The following is a 22,036-nucleotide window of genomic DNA, read 5'->3' on the forward strand; positions in this document are numbered from 1 at the left end:
TTATGCCTGTAACAAGGAGCATACATGTATCAAGTACTTGCTAGAAAATACCGTCCACGTAATTTCAATGAGTTAGTGGGGCAAAACCACGTTTCTCGTGCATTAAGCAGTGCATTGGAACGCGGTCGTCTTCACCATGCTTATTTATTTACAGGAACGCGTGGTGTAGGTAAAACTACAATTGCACGTATTTTAGCCAAGTGTTTGAACTGCGAAACGGGTGTGACTTCTACTCCATGTGAAGTCTGTGCAACCTGTAAAGCAGTAAACGAAGGGCGTTTTATTGACCTGATCGAAATTGATGCTGCTTCAAGAACAAAAGTAGAAGATACACGTGAACTTTTAGACAACGTTCCTTATGCGCCAACGCAAGGTCGTTTTAAAGTTTATCTGATTGACGAAGTACATATGCTATCGACGCATTCTTTTAATGCGTTATTAAAAACACTAGAAGAACCACCGGAACACGTTAAGTTTCTGTTTGCTACGACTGATCCACAAAAGCTACCGATTACAGTCATTTCACGTTGTTTGCAATTTACTCTACGACCTTTAGCCGTTGATGAAATTACAAAGCATCTTGGCGCTATTCTTGAAAAAGAGCAAATTAATGCTGATCAAGATGCAATTTGGCAAATTGCTGAATCTGCCCAAGGTTCACTGCGTGATGCATTATCTTTAACTGATCAAGCCATTGCTTACGGGCAGGGTTCTGTACATCACCAAGATGTTAAAGAAATGCTTGGTCTAATCGACCGTACGATCATTTATGATTTGATTTTAGTGATTCATCAAAATCAACGTGAGAAAGTTAGTCAGCTTTTATTGCAATTTAGACATCAGGCGTTAGACGTTTCACTTGTGCTTGACCAGCTCATTTCGACATTGCATGAATTGGCAATTTTGCAATATCTACCTGATTTGAGTTTGAAATATAGCGATGAAATCAATCGCAAGATCATGCAACTGTCTAAGTTGATTTCTGCTCAAGATTTACAGCTATATTACCAAATCGCATGTAAAGGTCGTTCAGACTTGCAACTTGCCGTGACGCAAGAGCAAGGTTTTGAAATGTGTGTTTTACGTTTGTTGGCGTTCCGTCCTTTAGCACCAAATGAAATTGTGGTGTCAGAGCCTGTTCAACAAAATGGACAAGCAGAAGTAGGTCTAAATTCACAAGCTCAGCCAACGGTCCAAGAGATTACTCCAGTAAATACGGTTCAACCTGTTGAAGTTATTAACCAGCCAGCTATGGTTGAACCTGAACCTGAACCTGAACCTGAACCTGAACCTGAACCTGAACCTGAACCTGAACCTGAACCTGAACCTGAACCTCAGTCTAATCAGGATTTAATGGTATTTGACCCAAATCATCATGAGTTGATTGGGCTTGAGTCAGCAGTTGTTCAAGAGACTGTTAGTGTTCTGGAAGAAGATTTCATTCCGGTACCAGAACAAAATTTAGTACAAGCTCAGGCAGAAACCCAAGCAAAACAAATTGAACCAGAACCAGCTTTTTCTGCTGAGCCTCAAGGTTTGTTTGAGACATCTAGCGCTGAATTTTCCCTTGATCAAGATGCGCCTATAACTCCTGATTTGTCTTCTGAACCTGTTGTTGAACAACAGTCATTTGTACAAGCCGAAGTAATGGTTCAAACAGAAACAGTTGCCGTTGTAAAAGAGCCTAGTGCAGCTGATAACGGTCAGTTGATGCCTCAAGATATCTTGAAGCTGGCTCCTCAAGTTTTAGAAGGTGAGTGGACACTTGAAAAATGGGAATACTGGTTTAGAAACAGCCAGCTTTCACCAGCCGTCCAAGAACTTGCGCAACATGGTGTAATGACCGGTGAAATTGGCGGCAATACTATTTTCCATATTCCTCAAGAATATGAAAATATGCTGACCCAATTGCAGCAAGGCCTTATTGATGCATTAAATGAGCAATGGCCGAATACTCAATTTACAGTTGAATATGGTGCTTTGAATACATCTACACCCTATACCATTCAAAGTGCGCGTAAAGAAAAAGCCTTTCACCGAGCAGCCGAGCTGTTACAGCAACAGCCAGTTATTAAGAGTCTTATAGAGACCTTTGATGGCGAACTACAAAATATTCAATTAAAGCCTTAAATTTAACTGAGTTTTGATCTGGTGCAGAATATGAAAATAATAGAATTTTCATATTTTTCACTGGATTGAAATATTTGGGTCATGTCACTGTCATTGTACTTTTCTATGTTAGCCATTTTAGATTTTAAATGGATTGTACATAGCAATGAAAAGGCAATGCTCAGGAATAACTTCCTTTAAATATTCATATTTTTTATTAATCGGCGCGATTCTGCTGAGTGGTTGTAACGACTCGGCAAATGATAATTCAAATACACCAGATACAGGGAAAAAACCTGTAATGCGCTGTGCTCCATAAGCTTAAATAATAAAAAGAACCTAATCATGATTACACGTCGTAAATTTTTAAATTACTCTTTAAATATGGGTTTTGGTGCTGCGGCATTGGCAGTGTTCCCATCTAGTATTCAAAAAGCTTTAGCAATTCCTGCAAATAATAAAACTGGAACCATTCAGGATGTTGAACACGTTATTATTTTAATGCAGGAAAACCGATCTTTTGACCATTACTTCGGAACATTAAAAGGCGTTCGAGGGTTTGCTGATCGTTTTACGATTCCTTTGCCAAGTGGTCGCCGTGTTTGGGAGCAGCTTAGAAGTAATGGGCAAGTTCTAACGCCTTTTCACTTAGATGGTACAGCCAATAATGCACAGCGTGCAGAGGGTACGCCTCACACATGGGATGACAGTCAGCTGGCTTGGGACAATGGGCGTATGGCGAACTGGCCAGCCCATAAAACTGATATATCTATGGGTTATTTTAAAGAAAAAGAAATTCCATATCAGTTTGCACTTGCGAATGCTTTTACGATTTGTGATGCCTACCATTGCTCTATGCACACTGGAACAGATGCAAACCGTTCTTATCATTTAACGGGTACTAATGGTGCAACACCGACCAAACGTTCATTTGTAAACAATGAGTGGGACTGGATTGATGGTAACCCAGCGACGGCAGACCGGGGTTATACATGGAAGACTTACGCTGAGCGCTTAGAAGAAGCTGGAGTAAGTTGGATTTGTTATCAAAATATGCCGGATGAATGGGGCGATAACATGCTTGGGGCATTTCGTTCATTTAGAAAGGCCAACATTGCATCTGGTTATCCGGTTGCAAGTGGCGGCGAACCGAATAAACCGTATGCGGATACGGGTCAAAAACTACCGTATAAAGCCTATGATGCTGAAACGGATAATGCCAAAAATCCATTATATAAGGGCATTGCAAATACGCTACCGGGCAATAAACCAGAAGAATATCTTGACGCTTTTAAACGCGACATTCGTGAAGGGAAGTTATCTCAAGTCTCTTGGATTAACGCGCCATCGATTTATTGCGAACATCCAGACCCTTCAAGCCCAGTTCAAGGGGCATGGTTTATTCAAGAAATTATTGATGCTTTAACAGCCGTGCCAGAGGTTTGGAGTAAAACAGCACTTATTATCAATTTCGATGAAAATGATGGTTACTTTGACCATGTACCATCACCGTCAGCGCCATCTCGACTTAAAAACGGCCAGTACGCAGGTAAATCGACATTAAGTAGTGCCGATATGCAGGACGAATATTTCGATCATGCTGCACCTGAAGGAAGCCATTCTCAGCCTACACCTGATGGACGCGTTTATGGTCCAGGTCCTCGTGTTCCGTTATATGTGATTTCTCCATGGAGTCGTGGTGGTTGGGTGAACTCGCAAGTTTTTGACCATACTTCCGTGCTCATGTTTTTAGAAAAACGTTTCGGTGTGAAAGAGCCGAATATCAGTCCATACCGCCGCGCAGTATGTGGCGATTTAACCAGTGCATTTAACTTTAAAACACCAAATGCAGATGTTTTACCTCAACTGAATGGTAAACAAACACGTTTGCAGGCAGATACACTAAGAGAAAATCAAGAAACTCTGCCAGCTGTTCCTGTACCTACGGATGTAAAGTTACCGATCCAGCAAAGTGGTATACGTCTTTCGCGTGCGCTACCTTACGAGTTGCATACCAGTGCACGCTGTAAAGCCAATGGCAAAGTACAATTGATTTTCTCTAATACAGGTCAGCAAGCAGCGGTTTTTCATGTATATGACAAGCTCAATTTAGACCGTATTCCAAAGCGTTATATTGTCGAGCCGAATAAAACTCTAGATGATGAATGGGATGCTTTAAACGATAACTTAGGCCGTTATGACCTATGGGTACTTGGCCCTAATGGTTACCATCGCCATTTCAAAGGGGATACTCAACGTATTCTCGATAGTGGTATTAAACCCGAAATTCGAGTGTGCTATGACATTGCAAACGGTGATGTTTATGTCGAACTCATGAATGAAGGAACCAAAGATGCAGTTTTGACGGTAAAACCTTGTGCCTATCGACAAGATGCGCCGTTACAAATTACCGTAAAAGCGGGACAGATTGTTAAGCAACATTGGGCTTTGGCTGATGTAGGGCATTGGTATGATTTTGAAATCACCAGTCAGAGTGATCCATATTATTACCGACGTTTTGCTGGTCGAGTCGAAACGGGTGAAGACTCCTTTAGTGATCCTGCAATGATGTAAGTTTAGGTGGGCAAAAAGAAAAGATCATTTTCTTTTTGCCCCATTTTTTATAATAAATAACTTTTTAAAGCTTCACGAACTGACTCAGAAATTGGCACAGTCTTACGTGTTTCGCGATCAACAAACACATGTACAAAATGTCCTTGAGCTGAGGCTTGATCTTGACCTTGTTTAAAGATTGCCAATTCATAACGTAGTGAAGTCGTACCGATTTTACCAATCGCCACACCCACCTGAATAATTTCTGGAAATGATAACTCTTGAAAAAAGCTACACGCTGAATCAACCACTAAGCCAATTGATTTTGCTTCATGAATATCAAAACCTGTTTTTTGAATAAGCAAAGCATTGGCGGCTGTATCGAAGTAGCTATAGTAAGTCACATTGTTAACATGACCATAAATATCGTTATCTGCCCAGCGAGTTTGGATGTCTAAAAAGAACTTAAATTGATTACGGGTTTTTAAAACTGGTTTAGTCATTAATGAATCGCCTGATAAATTGCCAAAGCAGCGGCTTCTGTCATGTCTCGTGGGTTATTTTGTAGTAAACGGGTTTGCAACATGGCATCTTGAGCAAGCCTTGGTAAGCTAGACTCTTCAATACCCAAATCACTAAGTCTTAAAGTCAAACCACTACGGTCTAAATGATTCTGCATATGGTCAATAAACAGATCGCATAAACCATCGGTGCTGCCATTACTATATGGATCAAGCCATTGCATAAGCTCTGCATAGTATTTTTTTGCATTTGGTGCATTAAACTTTAATACTTCAACCAGCACCAAGGCATTAGTATGTCCGTGCGACAAATGAAAATGACCACCTAGTGGGTAAGCTAAAGCATGCACCGCGGCAACTGGCGAGTTTGCAAAGGCTTGACCCGCGAGCATTGAACCAAAAAGCATGTTTTGACGTGCTTCTAAATCGTTACCATCTTTAAGAACTTTCGGTAAGTTATGATTTAACAACTTTAAAGCATGCTTGGCTAAAATATCCGTATAAATATTTTTTTTATGTTTAGAGGTATATGCCTCAATAGCATGGACCATCGCATCAATACCTGTGGCGGCGGTAATATGTGATGGAAGATTTTGAGTAAAAGTAGCATCAAGAATTGCAGTGTCGGCGTACAGTACTGGAGAGACAATCCCCATCTTTGTCGTTTCACCTGTGGTGACAATCGAGATAGGTGTTACTTCTGAGCCTGTTCCGGCTGTTGTTGGAATTAAAATAAGCGGAAGACGAGCTGTAGTGACCTGATTCACGCCGTACATCTCTTGCAAACTTTGGGTTTGGTTAGGGTGTGCGAGTAAAGCAATAACTTTTGCAACATCTAGAGAACTACCACCACCAAAACCAATAATGGCATCAACATTTTGTTGTTTTGCATAATTGGCTGCATTTAGTACTACTTGTTCAGGCGGATCAGCTTGCACATCGGCATAGATGACATATTCAATATTGAGGTTATCTAAAATTTGAAGAATGGGACGGTGTAATTGATTTTTAACCATGCCTGCATCGGTGACTAGCAATAACTTACGGTAAGCTTTTGACGACAAAACATTTTGTAATTCTTGTATAGAGCCTAAGCCAGAGATGATATTTGGAACGGTTTGAAATTGAAAATGGCTCATATACATTATTTCCTTTTTTTTGAACATTATTGTTGAATGGTTCTACAAGATTCGATCTTCAAATAACTTAGCATAAGACACCTCAAAATAAAGTAGTTCTGAAGTGATTATGTTTTCCTTGATGCTTCGTGCTGTGCAAAATAAACTTCTTTAGATTGTAGGATTCGAAATGTAAGTAAGGCCGTCAAGATATTAAAACTCTGTTTGAAAGGTGGGCTTTTTGTTATTTATAGGGTTCTACAGATTTTCTAACAAACTTCTAATTTATATAATACTTTAACAATTTATAATTTTATTCGGTTCTAAAAAGTGAAAATTTCTAAAATTTTACTCAGTGTTGTTGGATGTGCTTGCTTCATGGTTAGCTCGGCAGCAATGGCGAAAACTAGCTCTAGCATCTATTCGCCGAAAAAGGGCGTAATTTGTGATAAATATATTTGTGCTGACAAAAAAGGTGTATCTAAAAAGCTTACAGCTAAATACTTAGGCACTTATAAAGCGAATAAAGCATTCTCTCAAGGTGATTTTGATACATCCGCGTTTACGCTCTCAAATGGTGTGTTCTGTGATACTAAAACAAAACTATGCCATGTTGATCGCTACTTTGAGAATGGGCATCGCAGTAAAATTGATAGAACTATGACAGATAAGCTTTTTAAAAATAAATAATTTTTCTATTGCAGAAATGAGGTAAATATCTCTGATAGATGAGTCTATAAAAGTAAAATTAAATCGCAAAAGCCCCCGCTAACTATCGACTAATGGCGGGGTTTTTTATTATTAAGTATTTCTGTAATATCAATTTAATAGTATAAGCATAAAAATGCTGAATTATCGGGGTAAACAATTAATAAGGGAGAGTTTAGTTTTTTTGAATGCACATATTTTAAAGGGATTCTTAGCTTTTAAATTATTGAATTAATGTGTTTTTAAATTTTATTTATATTGAGAGGTATAGGCGTTATCCAATCATAAAGTTGGAAATATGACTGCATATATATTTCCAGTTTTACAGTTAGATGCCTTTTTTCACTAGAACCTTTTCTGATTGAGAAGGTAAAAAGGATCTTTTTATCATTAAGAAAAAACATAATTTTTGAGGTGGAATTTAAATAGTGATGTACACAATTAGATATGTTCATCGGAACAACACTTACTATATTGCTTCTAACAACGAAGGAAATTTTATTATTCTTGAGTCACTTGATTCAGAGTTTCGAATGGGGCATCAAATTTCATATGATGGTGAAAAAGTATTTAACCTGACACTAAATGATGAAACAGATGCAGTCATTAAGTTGGAAAGTAATGAAAAAGGAGCCTATGAATACTTACATTCAGTTAAGTAAATAAGCTTTTTTATTCTTAAGTATTTCTGTAAGATCCTTCCGTTGCTTTAAACAACAATAAACCTTAATGATCAGCGCAAAAGTCATAAGGGGAAAGCCTACTTGAAAGAGTAGGCTTTTTTATTTCTTTATAAAAGTATGCTGAGGACTTTATGATCAGTGTAGCTAAGTTATAAAAATTTATTTTTTGCAATGAATGAGCTTAAGTTCCAAATTCTTAAAATCTATAACTTGGTTAAAAGAATCAACAAGTTTTAATTTAAGTTCATCATCAGTACTCTTATTAAAAACTTTCACCACATCTTTACCAGCTTCAATAAAATTAGCGCCAGATTCAAGCATGGCGAGTAAAACAATATTTAGACTTTTACCTTTTTTAGTAAGTAAGTATTCTTTACGCTCTCTCACACCAACGTCTTTATAAATTGACAGTTCAAATATTTCTAATTGGATGAGGTGCTTTAGACGATTAGATAAAATTTGCTTTGATATACCTGTATTTTCTAGAAAATCATTAAATTTTGTTACCCCATAGAAGGCTTCTCTTAACAAGAGGATCGTCCATCTGTCATTCAATATTTCTGTAATTTTAAAGATCCCGCATACATCTACTGGAAATTTTTGATCCGGAATAATTTGATTTGACATCAGAGGGAGCTCCAATTAGTATGAGTCTATAATTTAGACCTAGCATTAATTCAGGTAGCATTATGCCATTTATAAATATACAAACTATAGAAGGTTTACTAGATAAAGATAGTAAGGCTGAGCTTTTTAAGCGAATAACAGATTTATTTGTAGAAATTGAAGGAAAGGGAAATCCTGCTTTTCGAGAACATGTATGGGTCAGAATTGACGAACATCCTCCTGAGCATTGGCAACTAGGTAGCTTAAGGCCTACGAAGGAAATGATAGAATTAATCACCGCATCTAAGTGATGTAAAGCCCTATAAATTAGGGCTTTATTTTTATTTAATAGACATTTTTTTAATTTATCCAGTCTAATGAACTTTAGGTTGCAATCAAAAGAACACTCTTTGGATAGCTTTATTTAATTACTGCAAAAAATACAAGATTAGCTAATTTATCGCCTGATTTATCAACTTTTAATCTATTGATAAACATTATTTTCCTTTTCAACCCAAGTGAGTTTTGACAAAATGCAACAAGTCACAATGGTCAATTCGGTTCTCACAAACTTATAGTCTGTTAAGATTGTGCATGATCCTGTTTATTTTTATGTAATTCAAATGTTTGGAAGTAATTTCTAATGGAAACACAATATAAGGTGTTATGTGTCTGTTTAGGAAATATTTGCCGTTCTCCCACGGCTGAGGTGGTTTTCAGACATTATTGTGACGCACATCAACTCAATGTCATTGTCGATTCAGCTGGAACGAGTAATTATCATCCAAATAAATCGCCAGATCAGCGTAGTCAGTTGCATGCTCAGAAAAGAGGCTATGACCTATCATCTTTACGTGCAAGACAACTTTCAACCCAAGACTTTTTAGAGTTTGATTTGATTTTGGCAATGGATCATCAAAATTTTGAAGATATTCATGACGTGTTGCAAAGAGCCGTTTCTCAATTTGGCGCAGACCAAATTCGTGCAAAAGTAGCTTTAATGAGTGAGCATGATCCTGAATATCCACAACAAGCGTTGCCTGATCCTTATTATGGCGGTGCTGATGGTTTTGAACGTGTACTCAATCAATGTGAGTCCAGTAGTTTGGCGTGGGTTAATATTTTAAAAAAACAATTGAATGTTTAAGAATAGGTTTTTCAATACAATGCAAATTCAGAATCAAGTACAGCTTAAGCCATTCAATACTTTAAGTTTAGATGCAACTGTTTCTCACTATACTAAAGTTGGCAATATTCAAGATATTGAAGCAGCTTTAGAGTTTGCTGAGCAGCATCAGTTAAACGTACTTGTACTATCGGGCGGTAGTAATATGCTATTGCCGCAGCAGATCAATGCTTTGGTGATTCATCTTGATATTCAGGGAATTGAAGTTTTATCAAACGATCATGATTTTGTGCGAGTTAAAGTAGGCGCAGGCCAAGTCTGGCATGATTTTGTTTTATACAGCACTGAACAGAACTGGTTTGGTTTGCAAAATTTAGCCCTTATTCCAGGCTTAGTCGGTGCTTCACCCGTACAAAACATTGGGGCGTATGGGGTAGAGGTAGGCGAGTTTATTGAGTCAGTACAAGTGTATGACCGTAAATTGAAGCAAACTCAGACAATTTTAGCGGCTGACTGCCATTTTGCTTACCGCCATAGTATTTTTAAAGATGATCCGAACCGTTACATTATCACGCATGTCACTTTTAAATTGCTTAAACAGCCGCACTTAAAACTAAACTACGGCGATTTGAAACAAGCAGTTGGAGACAATCAGACTGCCGAAAATTTACAAAATCAGGTCATCCATATCCGCCAAAGTAAACTCCCTGATCCAAAAGAATATCCAAATGTCGGGAGTTTCTTTAAAAATCCGATTGTTAAACCTCAAGAGTTTGAACGTTTAATCACACAATTCTCAACAATTCCACATTATCCTCAAGCTAACGGAAACGTTAAAATTGCAGCAGGATGGTTAATTGATCAGGCGGGTTGGAAAGGGAAGCAACTCGATATGGTAGGGATGTTCCATAAACAGGCATTAGTTCTGGTGAATTATGCCAATGCATCTCTAGCTGATGTAAGGAAAACTTATCAGGCTGTACAACATGATGTTGATCAGCTTTTCCATATTATGTTAGAACCAGAGCCTGTGCTTTATAACAGTTTAGGTTTAATTGAAAATCATACGGAATAGTTTTATGCCAAAAGTACACTTAATGGTACGTTTAGTACAAGTAGTCACCGTGCTATTTGTACTATTAGGCTGTTTCGTGGTTTTTTTATATTCGCCATTTTATTCAAAACTTATTGTAGCTGGGCTTAACTATTTTGTACCTGTTGATGTTAATCAAGTCGCTGCTGAGAGCCAGAGACAGGCTGCATTAAGTGAGCATGATAATTTAGAGCCGGGTTCAAATTTATGGATCGCTCGTCAGGCTTATTTAAAACTGACAGAGCAAGCGTTACGTGAAAAAAGAACGTCTGATCTGACCTATATTCAAGAGAATTATAAAGCCTTGCAGCAAATTATTCTTTTAGAAGAAAAGGAGCAGGATTCGGAAGAGCAAGCAGCATCTGTAACGGTTCCTTTAGTCGCTAAAAACTCAGAAATTGATGCCGCAGATGAGGCGAGTAGTCCTGTTGACGAAGCACTTTTTATTAATAGTTCTGAAAATAAAGCGCTTACTGAGCAATATACAGAGTTTTTAGCAAGAAAACCTGTGGTGCCAGAGCACCAGAAAGCTGTTAGTGAACCTGAACAAAAAGTCGAGTATGTGCGTAAAAATCCATTACCTGTACAACCTAAAAAGTTATCAGAGCCTTATGCAATTGTTGTGTTGGGTGGCGGATTAACCTTAGATAAAAATGGTAAGGATATTGTTGTTAATGGCTATACGCGTTTGCGATTAGAAAAAACTTTAGAAGTTGAAAAACAAAATCATCTGCCTATTGTGCTTAGCGGTGTAGAAGCACCTTATATGCAAGCTTGGTTAAAAGAGCGCGGTGTTGATGCAAAGCTATTAGAAAAGCGTAGTATGAATACCTGTGAAAATACCCGTTTTAGCTCTTTATTGCTTCAGAAAAAAGGCGGGGCACCGACAGTCATGTTGGTTACAGATGAATATCATATGCCGCGTACACGCCGACTTTTTGCTTTAAATGGTATAGAAACTATTCCTGTTGTGGCTCCAATGCCAACTCCACTGACACGCTGGCAACCAAGTGTGCAAAATTACGATCATAGCCGCCGTGCAAATTATGAATTACTTGCGACAATTCGTGACATGTTGTTTGGCTCAAGTGATTGTCGAGAGGTTCCTTAATGTCAGATATTCCATTTCTCAATCCTGCCGTATTAAAACAATTAGATTTACCGGTTCCTAATCGTGATCTTACGCCGCAGGTTTTGAGTCCACTTAATTTAAACACATTAGAAGAACCTTCTCGTGATTTGCTGGCCTATCGCAAATTGTATGGTTTACATTTACTTGAATGTGACCATTGGCAAGGCTATGTTCAAATGCCTTTATTCCGTTTGCATGTGCAAGTTTTCAAACCTAAAGTAGAAAAAATACAAGGTACAGTTTGTCTATTGCATGGCTATCTTGAGCATAGCGGTATTTACCAGCCAATTATTCGTGAAATTCTTGAGCAGGGCTTTAGTATCATTACTTATGATTTGCCGGGGCATGGATTAAGTGATGGTTCACCAGCCAGCATTAAAAACTTTGATCATTACCAGCAAGTTTTGATGGCTGTTTATCAATATGTGAAACATGCAGATCAGTTACCTAAACCATGGGTCGGTATTGGTCAAAGTACGGGTGGAGCAATTTGGATGCATCACTTATTAGAATATGCTGAAAAACGCCAAGATCCGATTGTAGATCGTGTACTTTTACTTTCTCCGCTAATTCGCCCTGCAAAAACCGCGTGGTGGCATAACCCCGTTGGATTAGGCATTATTCGCCGTATTAAACGTCAAGTGCCAAGGCATTTTAGACGTAATAATCATAATCCTGAATTTTTGCGTTTTATTCGTTTAAAGGATCCTTTGCAACCCCGAATGATGGGCATGGACTGGATTTTGGCCATGTCAAAATGGATGCAAGAAATGGAAGAGCGACCTGCTTGCCGTATCCCAGTCTGGCTTGCACAAGGTGCTCTCGATCAGACTGTTGATTGGCGTTACAACATTGAATTTATTCGTCGTAAATTTAGACTCCAAACGTTGTTAATGCTTGAAGAAGGCTCTCATCAATTAATTAATGAACGTGCAGATATACGTGCGGCATTAACAGGATTGATTCCAGCCTTTTTGCATGCAAAGCCAAAACATTTTTATTATTAGAAAAATAATGCATCTATCCAAAATTCTAGATAGATGCATTATTTAATCTTTGTAGTTTATTTTGAATTTTGATAAAGCTGCATAAAGTTTTTATAAACCGAAGACTGCTTTTGTGGGCTATACATATTGCGCTCGATTGTTCCTTTATCTGTTTTGATTAAAACATTCACATTTTGAGCATTTTTAAATTCTTGTAGGAATTGACTTGGAATAACAAAGTAAGTGGTTGAATGTTTAGGTACTAATCGGCTCACATTGGTTTTTTCAGTGGCTTGAGCTGGTTCATAATTGAATCGTTTGCCATCAATATCAAAAGTCAAAGCATTAATATCATAAAAGTTATAACTACTACTTAAATGAACATCTACTCGAAGCTGATTTTTTTGATTTTCGTTCCATTTAACCAATAAGCTTGGGCATAGTTCAGTTGGTGAGCAGTTTAGTTGACCAGCTGTCTTTACCTCTTTAGGAGCTGGTGTACTAACCTGTGTGGTGCTACAAGCCGCAGTAAGTAGACATGAACCCAATAAGAGTAGAGATTTCTTCATCATATAAATTCCAAGATAGTATGTTTAATATTATTTATGCTAAGAGTAATAAATTTTGACATAAATTAACGCGTAGTTGGACCTAAAAATACAAATGGTTTTGCAATTTTAAAGGAAGAGGTGGCATCACCTGCATAGATATGGCTTTGATCGGGTCCTAAATCAAGTCTACGTGTTTTACCATCTTTAAAGTTAATCTTTTTCAAGTCGACCCAGAATACATTTGGTGAGAGGGCAGATTCAAAAAAGTAAAGCATTTGTTTGTGATCGGCAACAGTTCGCCAGCGAGTCGAGGAGATATTAGGTTCTTCTTGAGTATTCAATCCGTAAGGAACAGATGCATTGCGAATCACACTAAATACAGAGGCTTGTGCTTGTTTTGTATTATCGTTTTTAGGAATAGCGTTAATGTAAAAAGATGCCCGTGCAAAGCGATCAGATGCTCTGTTAGTACCGGGTAGCATAATCGTTCCGCCAATTTGCTTCCAATATTCAGTAAGTGCGAGTTGTTTATCGAAAGTAGGCGAGTTGGTCATGACCTGATAGCTTCTGCTATGGTGAATCACTTGTTTTCCACCAATATATTCAATAATTGCACTATCACCTGTTTTATCAGAAATAGATAAATGTAAGGTAGTCAAGCGTGTTTCGCCGGGAACATTGTCGGTAATAATAGTGTAAGGTTCTTTTTCTAAGGCCTTGACGGCCTCATCTACAGTTGCAAAATTATCAAGTACATATTGAGCCCATGCTGCAATACTTAACAAAGGTTTATCCGTCTTTTTTGCATCTGGGTATTCAGATTCCACTAACCATAAAATATTAGCAACTAAACCTGCTTCATTCATTCCATCTGTTGTAGAAACTTCATAGCCTGTAGCAATCACGCTTCCATATTTAGATGTCCATTTTATTGAATTTGGGCCTGCGCTACCATCACGGCTAACTCCGCTTGGCATAATCCATAAGTTTGTACCCGTATCAACTTTCCAGTCCATTGAGCGAGCGGTAATAATATGTTGGTTATTACCTAAATAGACAGCGCGTGTACAAGCAACAGCATAGCTACTTAAGCCTATAGCGATTGCAACAAAAGAAGAGATGAATGTTTTTTTCAACATGATGAGGTACCTTCTTGTTATAAGCATTAAAAAAATTTTTATTAAATAAAATTAAAATGTGTACGTTATTTATACTTTTATATTAGGTGAAAAATCTATTAAATACAAATTAAAAGGGGAGTGAAATTTAAGCAAAAATCACATATTAGGTTTAAATATGGAAGAGCATCACACTATAAATGTAATGCTCACGTTATAAAAATTAATATAAATTAAAAATGATTGGCATCGGCCATGTTCCACATCCGATAATAAAAATTATCATCGTCATTATTAAGTTCAGCTTGTAAAAGCTCACCTTCTTTCAAGAAAAAATGCAATTGAGCATAGTTCTTTATTTCGCGATCATTCACTCGCTGAGCCAAATGATGAGCTTTAATATCAGAAGGATGACGTAAACCAGCAGCAGCAATCATTTCTGATAACGCATGCAAAGTATTTTTATGAAAATTAAACACTCGTTCTGATTTAGTCGGTACATCAATTGCTTTTTGACGATCTTTGTCTTGAGTCGCTACCCCTACAGGGCATTGATTTGTATGGCAACTTTGTGCCTGAATACATCCAACCGCAAACATGAAACCACGTGCGGAGTTAACCCAGTCTGCACCTAGGGCAAAAGTACTAGCAATGTCAAAAGCACTAATGATTTTACCACTAGCACCAATTTTAACTTGATCTCTCAGCCCTGCACCGACAAGAGTGTTATGGACAAAGCGTAAGCCCTCTCGTAATGGAGTACCAATATTGTCACTAAACTCAATTGGTGCTGCACCAGTACCACCTTCAGAACCATCAACTACAATAAAGTCAGGAACAATTTTTGTTTCAAGCATTGCTTTAACAATACTCATAAATTGCCAAGGTTGGCCAATACACAGTTTAAAACCAACAGGCTTCCCGCCAGATAATGTTCTCAACTTCTGTAAGAAATGCATCATTTCAATTGGGGTAGAAAAACTTGAATGCTTAGCAGGAGAAATACAATCATGGTCGCGTGAAACGCCACGGATCTGGGCAATTTCTTCAGTAATTTTATGCTTAGGTAAGATACCGCCATGGCCCGGTTTTGCACCTTGTGAAAGTTTTAGTTCGATCATTTTGATCTGTGGCAATTGAGATTGTTTAGCAAATTTTTGCTCGTCAAATTTTCCATCTAGGGTACGACAACCAAAATAACCACTGGCAATTTGCCAAACAATATCTCCACCATTTTCGAGATGATAAGGACTTAAACTACCTTCACCAGTATCGTGATAAAACCCACCTAATTGTGCTCCTTTATTGAGTGCACGAATTGCATTGGCACTTAAACTACCAAAGCTCATGGCGGAGATATTCATAATGGATGCGCTATAGGGTTGAAGGCATTGCGCATTACCCACCTGAATGCGGAAGCTTTTTGGATCAGCTGGTGGACAAGGGCTTATTGAGTGGACAATAAAGCGGTAATTCTCTTGATAGACATCAATGATTGAACCAAAAGGCTTATCTGCATTTTCGTTTTTAGCGCGTTGATAAACTAAGCTTCGTTGCATGCGAGAAAAAGGTAGAGCATCTTGATCTGCTTCAATAAAGTATTGACGAATTTCGGGGCGTATATCTTCAAACAAAAAACGGAAATGTCCCATGATTGGGTAATTTTTTAAAATAGAGTGTTTATTCTGCAAAACATCATAGAGGCCTAATAAGCTTAGTGCACCTGTAACTACCCATAAACCATTAAGGAGAGTATCAGAAATAAAATAATAGATACTATGAGGGGTATATACAGTTCGAAACCATGTGATGCTGAGCGCGGTAAAAATACATAAAAACCAGAGAGAATGGCGTGAAAAGAATGTATTGAGAAATTTATGTCGAATGATTTGTGCTGGACTCGCCATATTGGAACAAATTCCTAATGTTTTACTGGTACATACATTGCCAAGAAGGAGCTAAAACCACAAGTATGGAATTGTTAGCTTAAGGACGGTATAACAAAATCCAAAGATTATTACGTTTGATTTTTCATTTAATTTTTAGAAATAGTTGAGGTAGAGATACATGGTGTTATTTATAAAGATTCGTCTCTAATCACTGAAATTTCTAAGAAAAAAAGGAAAGTGTGATAGAGGGCTTAGATTTCTTATTCATAAAATATTATTTTCTTATTCATTTAAAATATATAGAGTAATTAATAGCTTACTTTTTTGTACTTATTTTTTTGACCAAACTTTAAAAAAATATAAAATATGAGAGTCTATGGTAAATTTTAACTAATGAAAAAATATTATTTTTTTAGAAAAACTAATAAAAATGGAAAAGAAATTATCAAAAAAACATTTAACAAGGAGGCAAATCATAAAAATTTCTATAATTGAGAAATTCATCAGAACTTGAATTATTAATTGATATTTAGAATGAAATCAATATTAGTATTTTTGTTGTTTTTTTGTATGATGCGCGACTAGTAGAGTAAAAAAATAACGCTTTGAAAAAACAGTCAAAAAAGCTAGTGATTGGATTGGGGAAGGCTAGTTTTTACATCTATTAATTTTATTGGCGTAATGTAAAAAGGTTTTTTAACCATGAATAAGTCTCTCATTTGTTTATCAGCAGTTGCTATGGGTTTAATGTCGATGAATGCTGCAAATGCAGCTACAGCTACAGGCACATTAACTGTTAAAGCAACAATCACAAATAGTTGCGTACTTAATACGTCAGCTACAGGCACAACAGCTAATGCAGTTCTGGATTTTGGGACATTGAGTTCTCTTGCTAGCAATGTCGATGCAGACACTACAACGACAGGTGGTACGGCAATTAAAGTTTTATGTAATAACACTGTGCCATGGACTTTAGCTTTCGATGCCGGGAAAAATGCGCAATCGACACAACGCCGTATGATTGGTGGGGCAACAAGCAACGAATATATTCCTTACAACCTTTTTTCTGACACAGGGCGTGCCACAGCAATTGGTATTGCAACGTCCGCTTACAGTGGAACTGGAACGGGTAATGTTCAAACTGTAAATGTGTATGGTCGTATTCCTGCAGGAACAACTTTACCAAGTGCAGGCAGCTATCTTGATACTGTGACAGTAACAGTGACTTACTAATTTTTAATAAGTTTTATTGTGTCATTGCTAGCTCTTGCTTAATAGAGCTAGCCCAATTTGAGAAAAGTATTGTTGGGCAAATCATGAAAAAAAATATCTTTGTTGCTACAAGTTTATTGTTGTTTTTGCCTAGTATGCTAAATGCTGCATCAATTCGCCTTTCACCTGTAAGTGTTGAGATGTTAAATGATCAAAGCGCATCCTCAATTAGTTTATATAACCAGTCAAATGAAAGTGCTGATTTACAGGTGCGTGTATTTGAGTGGAGGCAAAATGCTGGACAAGATCAATTAGTCCCTACGGATGAGATTGTCATTAGTCCACCATTTTTAAAACTACAACCTAATGATTCTTATAACTTGCGTGTAGTTAGGATTAATCCAGAACCTTTTTCTGGTGAAAAAACTTATCGTATTATTATTGATGAGTTACCAAAACCTGTTGATAGTCGTAAAGCATCTCAAGGGGTAAACGTACTTCTACGCTCATCATTACCTGTATTTGTAGTGAATAAAGATGCGATTACTAAACTGAATTGGTCAATACAACAAGAGCAAAATAATGCTTATCTGACGATTAGTAACATTGGTAATCGACATGCGCTTTTAAATAATTTAATGCTTGTTGATACAACTGCGAATAAAAGTTATCCGATTAAAGTAAATACTGTGAATGGTTATATTCTTGCTGGCAAAGCAAGAAATTTTAATATTAGTCCTGATTTTAAATTTCAAGCGGAACATAAATATAATATTTCATTGAATATTAACGGTAAGCAAGCATCTCTTTAAAGAGGCACACATGAAATATCTCGTAAGTGCCTTATGTCTTACATACTTGCCGACCCATGCTTTTGCTGAATCTTTACAAGATAGTACTAATGCTGTTTTGCCAAGTATTCCAGAAATCACGGACTCTTCTTATCATGCATTTGGTTCTGATAAAGGATATATACAGCTATTTTTAAATATTTCTGTTAACTCAAATGTTTCAAAAGACTTAATATCTGTACGGCAAGATCAAGATAGAAAATTATATATCCGCTTTCGTGACTTAAAAACTTTAAGACTAAAAATGGATGAAGATATCCCAGATAACCAGTGGGTGTGTATTAATGATCTAAACGGAATCCAGTTTAAATATCTTGAGAATGAGCAGTCTTTAAACTTAAAAGTTCCATCGAACATGTTAACGGGTTACTCAGTCGACTTAAGTGGCCAGCAGGTCACTAGCCCACATTTGCTAAGAATGAAACCCTTAAATGCAGCCATTTTGAACTACAGTCTGTATAACACCATAACCAATGACGAGAACGTTTTCTCAGGTACGGCTGAGGGTATTTTTAACAGTGCAATTGGTAACTTTTCATCAGGGGTTTTATATAACGGTAGTAATGAAACTAGCTATAGTCATGAAAAATGGGTACGACTGGAAAATAAGTGGCAGTACGTAGACCCTGAAAAGATCAGGATATATACCCTAGGGGACTTTATTTCCAATAGTCCTGACTGGGGCAGTAGTGTCCGTCTGGCTGGTTTCCAGTGGTCGAGTGCTTATAGTCAACGCGGTGATATTGTCACCTCAGCACTCCCGCAATTTTCTGGCTCGGCAGCATTGCCTTCAACACTGGATTTATATGTCAATCAACAAAAGATTTATTCAGGGTTAGTGCCTTCAGGTCCCTTTGATATTAAACAGCTCCCATTTATTTCAGGAAATGAAGTCACCCTTGTGACTACCGATGCAACCGGAAAGCAGAGCATTACCAAAAAGCCGTACTATTTTTCATCCAAGATTCTGGCAAAAGGCATTAATGAGTTTTCAGTAGATATTGGTATTCCACGCTACAACTATGGACTCTATTCAAACGATTATGATGATGCCACCTTTGGCTCAGGTGCGATCAGATACGGCTACAGTAACTCACTGACTTTAAGTGGTGGTGCAGAAGCTTCAACAGATGGCCTGTCGAACCTCGGTACAGGATTTGCCAAGAATATTTTTGGTATTGGGGTGATCAATGCTGACATTGCAGCGAGCCAGTATAAAGATGAAAACGGTTACTCTACCTTGCTGGGTTTAGAAGGGCGCATCAGTAAGAACATTTCATTTAACACCAGTTACCGTAAAGTATTTGATAACTATTTTGACCTAGCCCGTGTGTCTCAAGTGAGATATTTAAAAGATAATCAGATCAATGCCGAGTCACAAAACTATCTGAACTACAGTGCATTGGCAGATGAGATTTTTAGGGCAGGGATTAACTATAACTTTTATACAGGCTATGGGGTTTATCTGGGCTATAACCAGATCAAATATAGCGATAACTCCTATAAATTACTGTCTACCAATTTAAGTGGAAGTTTGGATAAGAACTGGGGTTTTTATGCATCAGCGTATAAAGATTATGAAAACCATAAGGATTATGGAATTTACTTTGCACTGCGATATACCCCATCTAGTAAAGTGAATGCGATCACAAGTGTATCTAGTGACAGTGGTAAAACAACCTTTAGACAAGAAATCAATGGATTTACTGATCCACAAATTGGTTCATTTGGCTGGGGTGGTTATGTTGAGCGAGATGAGGATGCGAATGAAAACAATGCATCGGTCTATGCATCTTACCGAGCACGGGCAGCTTACCTGACGGGACGCTATAACCGATTTGGGGATAATGATCAGGTTGCACTTTCGGCGACGGGTTCATTGGTTACAGCAGCGGGACGTATCTTTGCGGCCAATGAAATTGGAGAGGGCTTTGCTGTTGTCACTAATGCTGGGCCACAAAGTCAAATTATAAATGGTGGAGTTAATTTAGGTGAAACTGATAAGTCTGGCCGATTCTTAATTGCGAATTTGAGACCGTACTTATCTCATCATATCTACCTAGACCCATCACTCTTACCTTTAGAATGGGATATTACTTCCACGAATCAGACAGCATTTGTAGGGTATCGCCAAGGAACCTTAGTTGATTTTGGTGCTCATCAGGTTATTTCTGGATTAGTGAAACTTGTTGATCAAAACAATTCACCGTTAATGCCGGGTTATGCCGTTCGAATTAATGGCCAGCAAGATGGTGTTGTGGGCTACGATGGTGAAGTGTTTATTCCAAATCTTTTAAAGCAAAACAAACTTGAAGTCGATCTTCTAGATCATGGCTCCTGCCAAGTTGACTTCACCTATAACAGTAATCAGTACTCAACTAAAAAATTGGGACCTTATGTATGTCGATAAATATTATGAGTCATGATTTTTTGGTAAAGGGTAAAATTTTTTCATTGGTTATAAAGTACATTCTAGTCACAGTGCTAGTTTTTATTATCTATGCATTTTTTAGCTCGGCGCATGCCAGTTGTACGGTAACGGGCACTACTAATAGTACTTACACCTATACAGCAGCCACCATTAATAGTGATGCAACCATAAACTTTTCAGGAACGATAAGGTGTTTTGGTGGGCGTGCTACGCCGGAAATTTCAGGTTATATGTGCATGAAAACTGTATTTACAGGAACCACAAACGCAATTAACAGTGTTTCATTACCTTACACCGTCACAGCAACTGTAGGTGGAGCTGGGTCTTCTACCACGAATCAAACCTCCAATGTTTGGTATGGGCCCGTGAGAACAGTCGCATCAAATAATATTGTGAGCTACTCGGTAAATATAAAAGTACCGGCCCGAACAGGATCGCTCATTGCCTACCCTCAAGGCACGTACACTGGTACGATTCAGCTATTCTGGGACATGCAAGCAAGTTCTAGCACGGTATGTGAAGGAAATAGTGGTGGAGGGTGGGACTCGGGTAATACCACTATAATTGCTAATTATGTTGTACCAAGTTTGTGTCAATTAGATTCAACATCAAATGTCGATTTTGGAAATATCAATGATATTAGTACAACGAGTCGTGATTACACAGCGCAAGGAGCAGTGAATACAACCTGTAATTTTGGAACACCATATAGCATTTATTTAGGGGATGGTAACAACCGTATAGCTGGGGGCTTTAGGCGTATGGCAAATGCTAGTAGTCAGTATATTCCTTATCAACTCTATCAGAATTCAACTTATAGTACGGTATGGGATACTACAGGTGGTGTGATCACGGTTGGAGGTGCAGGCGGTGTTTCTAAGACAGGATCGGGGACTGCTCAAAGCACAAATGTCTATGGAAAAATTCCACAGGGGACCACCATTTCAGCCATACCTGGGAATTACTCGGATACTATCGTTGTTACAGTGACTTATTGAGGGATGTTTTGAGTGTGAATATTTAGCTCTGAAAGCATCCTTTCTATGAACTTGATTTTAATTGTTTTGATTTAAAAGCAGTAGATGAACTTGTAATAAAAAGAGGCTCGCAAAAGAACGGTTAACGGTAATGTTGTTTTAGGATGAGTAAAAACAGAAAAAGACAAATTAAAAAAATAAGAAAAAACATCTGATAAATATATACCTTATGAATATTAAATGTATTTTTACATAAGTTAACAGATTGTACAAATTAAATTACAGTTATCTTTGCTTTATTTATTCTTTCTTATCAATAAAAAAGCTTTTAGAGGAAAAGTTGCTTATTAATAATTTAGTTATTTGTATTGG

19 protein-coding genes are annotated in these 22,036 nt (G+C 37.6%); 13 read left to right on the plus strand and 6 right to left on the minus strand.

Annotated elements, in window-relative coordinates; genetic code table 11:
* Nucleotides 1–24 precede the first annotated feature (24 nt).
* Together KTJ10_RS07120 and KTJ10_RS07125 are read left to right on the plus strand one after the other, a co-directional pair.
* Nucleotides 25–2,130, plus strand: a complete 2,106-nt coding sequence (locus KTJ10_RS07120; protein ID WP_262441680.1) for a DNA polymerase III subunit gamma/tau — start codon at nt 25–27, stop codon at nt 2,128–2,130.
* 324 nt (nt 2,131–2,454) lie between these two features.
* Nucleotides 2,455–4,683, plus strand: a complete 2,229-nt coding sequence (locus tag KTJ10_RS07125; protein WP_262441681.1) for a phosphocholine-specific phospholipase C — start codon at nt 2,455–2,457, stop codon at nt 4,681–4,683.
* A gap of 47 nt (nt 4,684–4,730) precedes the next feature.
* Here the strand turns inward: KTJ10_RS07125 and KTJ10_RS07130 are convergent, their stop codons facing one another.
* Nucleotides 4,731–5,165, minus strand: coding sequence for an acyl-CoA thioesterase (locus tag KTJ10_RS07130; RefSeq protein WP_262441682.1), 435 nt, complete (start codon nt 5,163–5,165; stop codon nt 4,731–4,733).
* The gene (locus tag KTJ10_RS07135; RefSeq protein WP_262441683.1) at nt 5,165–6,322 is read right to left on the minus strand and encodes an iron-containing alcohol dehydrogenase; all 1,158 of its coding nucleotides are present in this window, start codon (nt 6,320–6,322) and stop codon (nt 5,165–5,167) included. The genes KTJ10_RS07130 and KTJ10_RS07135 overlap by 1 nt, the downstream gene beginning before the upstream one ends.
* Before the next feature lie 357 nt (nt 6,323–6,679).
* Between KTJ10_RS07135 and KTJ10_RS07140 the strand changes: the two genes are divergently transcribed.
* On the plus strand, nt 6,680–6,991 hold the full coding sequence (locus KTJ10_RS07140) for a YcgJ family protein (protein WP_262441684.1): 312 nt from the start codon (nt 6,680–6,682) through the stop codon (nt 6,989–6,991).
* Between the two features lie 449 nt (nt 6,992–7,440).
* Nucleotides 7,441–7,671 (plus strand): hypothetical protein, encoded by a 231-nt coding sequence (locus tag KTJ10_RS07145; protein WP_005068773.1) that lies wholly within the window; start codon nt 7,441–7,443, stop codon nt 7,669–7,671.
* A 180-nt stretch (nt 7,672–7,851) separates the two neighbouring features.
* On the opposite strand, the gene KTJ10_RS07150 is transcribed toward KTJ10_RS07145, so the two are convergent.
* Nucleotides 7,852–8,319, minus strand: coding sequence for a winged helix-turn-helix transcriptional regulator (locus KTJ10_RS07150; RefSeq protein ID WP_262441685.1), 468 nt, complete (start codon nt 8,317–8,319; stop codon nt 7,852–7,854).
* 62 nt (nt 8,320–8,381) lie between these two features.
* On the opposite strand from KTJ10_RS07150, the gene KTJ10_RS07155 reads away from it, so the two are divergent.
* The 5 genes from KTJ10_RS07155 to KTJ10_RS07175 all read left to right on the plus strand — a co-directional run bounded on the left by KTJ10_RS07155 (nt 8,382) and on the right by KTJ10_RS07175 (nt 12,656).
* Nucleotides 8,382–8,609: a tautomerase family protein gene (locus tag KTJ10_RS07155; RefSeq protein ID WP_199977784.1), complete on the plus strand. Its 228-nt coding sequence runs from the start codon at nt 8,382–8,384 to the stop codon at nt 8,607–8,609.
* Nucleotides 8,610–8,941: 332 nt separating this feature from the next.
* Nucleotides 8,942–9,445, plus strand: coding sequence for a low molecular weight protein-tyrosine-phosphatase (locus KTJ10_RS07160; protein ID WP_057085672.1), 504 nt, complete (start codon nt 8,942–8,944; stop codon nt 9,443–9,445).
* Nucleotides 9,446–9,464: 19 nt separating this feature from the next.
* Nucleotides 9,465–10,499: a UDP-N-acetylmuramate dehydrogenase gene (gene murB / locus KTJ10_RS07165; protein WP_262441686.1), complete on the plus strand. Its 1,035-nt coding sequence runs from the start codon at nt 9,465–9,467 to the stop codon at nt 10,497–10,499.
* 4 nt (nt 10,500–10,503) lie between these two features.
* Nucleotides 10,504–11,628, plus strand: coding sequence for a YdcF family protein (locus tag KTJ10_RS07170; RefSeq protein ID WP_002115205.1), 1,125 nt, complete (start codon nt 10,504–10,506; stop codon nt 11,626–11,628).
* Nucleotides 11,628–12,656 (plus strand): alpha/beta hydrolase, encoded by a 1,029-nt coding sequence (locus KTJ10_RS07175; protein WP_002115207.1) that lies wholly within the window; start codon nt 11,628–11,630, stop codon nt 12,654–12,656. The genes KTJ10_RS07170 and KTJ10_RS07175 overlap by 1 nt, the downstream gene beginning before the upstream one ends.
* A 56-nt stretch (nt 12,657–12,712) precedes the next feature.
* Here the strand turns inward: KTJ10_RS07175 and KTJ10_RS07180 are convergent, their stop codons facing one another.
* The 3 genes from KTJ10_RS07180 to KTJ10_RS07190 all read right to left on the minus strand — a co-directional run bounded on the left by KTJ10_RS07180 (nt 12,713) and on the right by KTJ10_RS07190 (nt 16,211).
* Nucleotides 12,713–13,207 carry a hypothetical protein gene (locus KTJ10_RS07180; protein ID WP_002115218.1) on the minus strand — a complete coding sequence of 165 codons (495 nt, stop codon included), beginning with the start codon at nt 13,205–13,207 and terminating at the stop codon, nt 12,713–12,715.
* 62 nt (nt 13,208–13,269) lie between these two features.
* Entirely contained in the window at nt 13,270–14,325 is a 1,056-nt protein-coding gene (locus tag KTJ10_RS07185; protein WP_057085676.1) for a linear amide C-N hydrolase, read from the minus strand.
* Nucleotides 14,326–14,537: 212 nt separating this feature from the next.
* Nucleotides 14,538–16,211: an FMN-binding glutamate synthase family protein gene (locus KTJ10_RS07190; RefSeq protein WP_262441687.1), complete on the minus strand. Its 1,674-nt coding sequence runs from the start codon at nt 16,209–16,211 to the stop codon at nt 14,538–14,540.
* A gap of 684 nt (nt 16,212–16,895) precedes the next feature.
* Between KTJ10_RS07190 and KTJ10_RS07195 the strand changes: the two genes are divergently transcribed.
* From KTJ10_RS07195 to KTJ10_RS07210, 4 genes are all read left to right on the plus strand, one after another.
* Complete coding sequence (locus tag KTJ10_RS07195; RefSeq protein WP_199977771.1) at nt 16,896–17,426, plus strand: spore coat U domain-containing protein; 531 nt, start codon at nt 16,896–16,898, stop codon at nt 17,424–17,426.
* 83 nt (nt 17,427–17,509) lie between these two features.
* Nucleotides 17,510–18,217: a molecular chaperone gene (locus KTJ10_RS07200; RefSeq protein ID WP_262441688.1), complete on the plus strand. Its 708-nt coding sequence runs from the start codon at nt 17,510–17,512 to the stop codon at nt 18,215–18,217.
* Nucleotides 18,218–18,227: 10 nt separating this feature from the next.
* Nucleotides 18,228–20,666, plus strand: coding sequence for a fimbria/pilus outer membrane usher protein (locus KTJ10_RS07205; RefSeq protein WP_262441689.1), 2,439 nt, complete (start codon nt 18,228–18,230; stop codon nt 20,664–20,666).
* The gene (locus KTJ10_RS07210) at nt 20,657–21,685 is read left to right on the plus strand and encodes a spore coat U domain-containing protein (protein ID WP_262441690.1); all 1,029 of its coding nucleotides are present in this window, start codon (nt 20,657–20,659) and stop codon (nt 21,683–21,685) included. Before KTJ10_RS07205 ends, KTJ10_RS07210 begins: the two co-directional genes overlap by 10 nt.
* The last annotated feature ends 351 nt before the right edge of the window (nt 21,686–22,036 follow it).

It is taken from the genome of Acinetobacter sp. WU_MDCI_Abxc222 (assembly GCF_025514755.1).
In the GTDB taxonomy this organism is placed as follows: Bacteria; Pseudomonadota; Gammaproteobacteria; order Pseudomonadales; family Moraxellaceae; genus Acinetobacter; species Acinetobacter geminorum.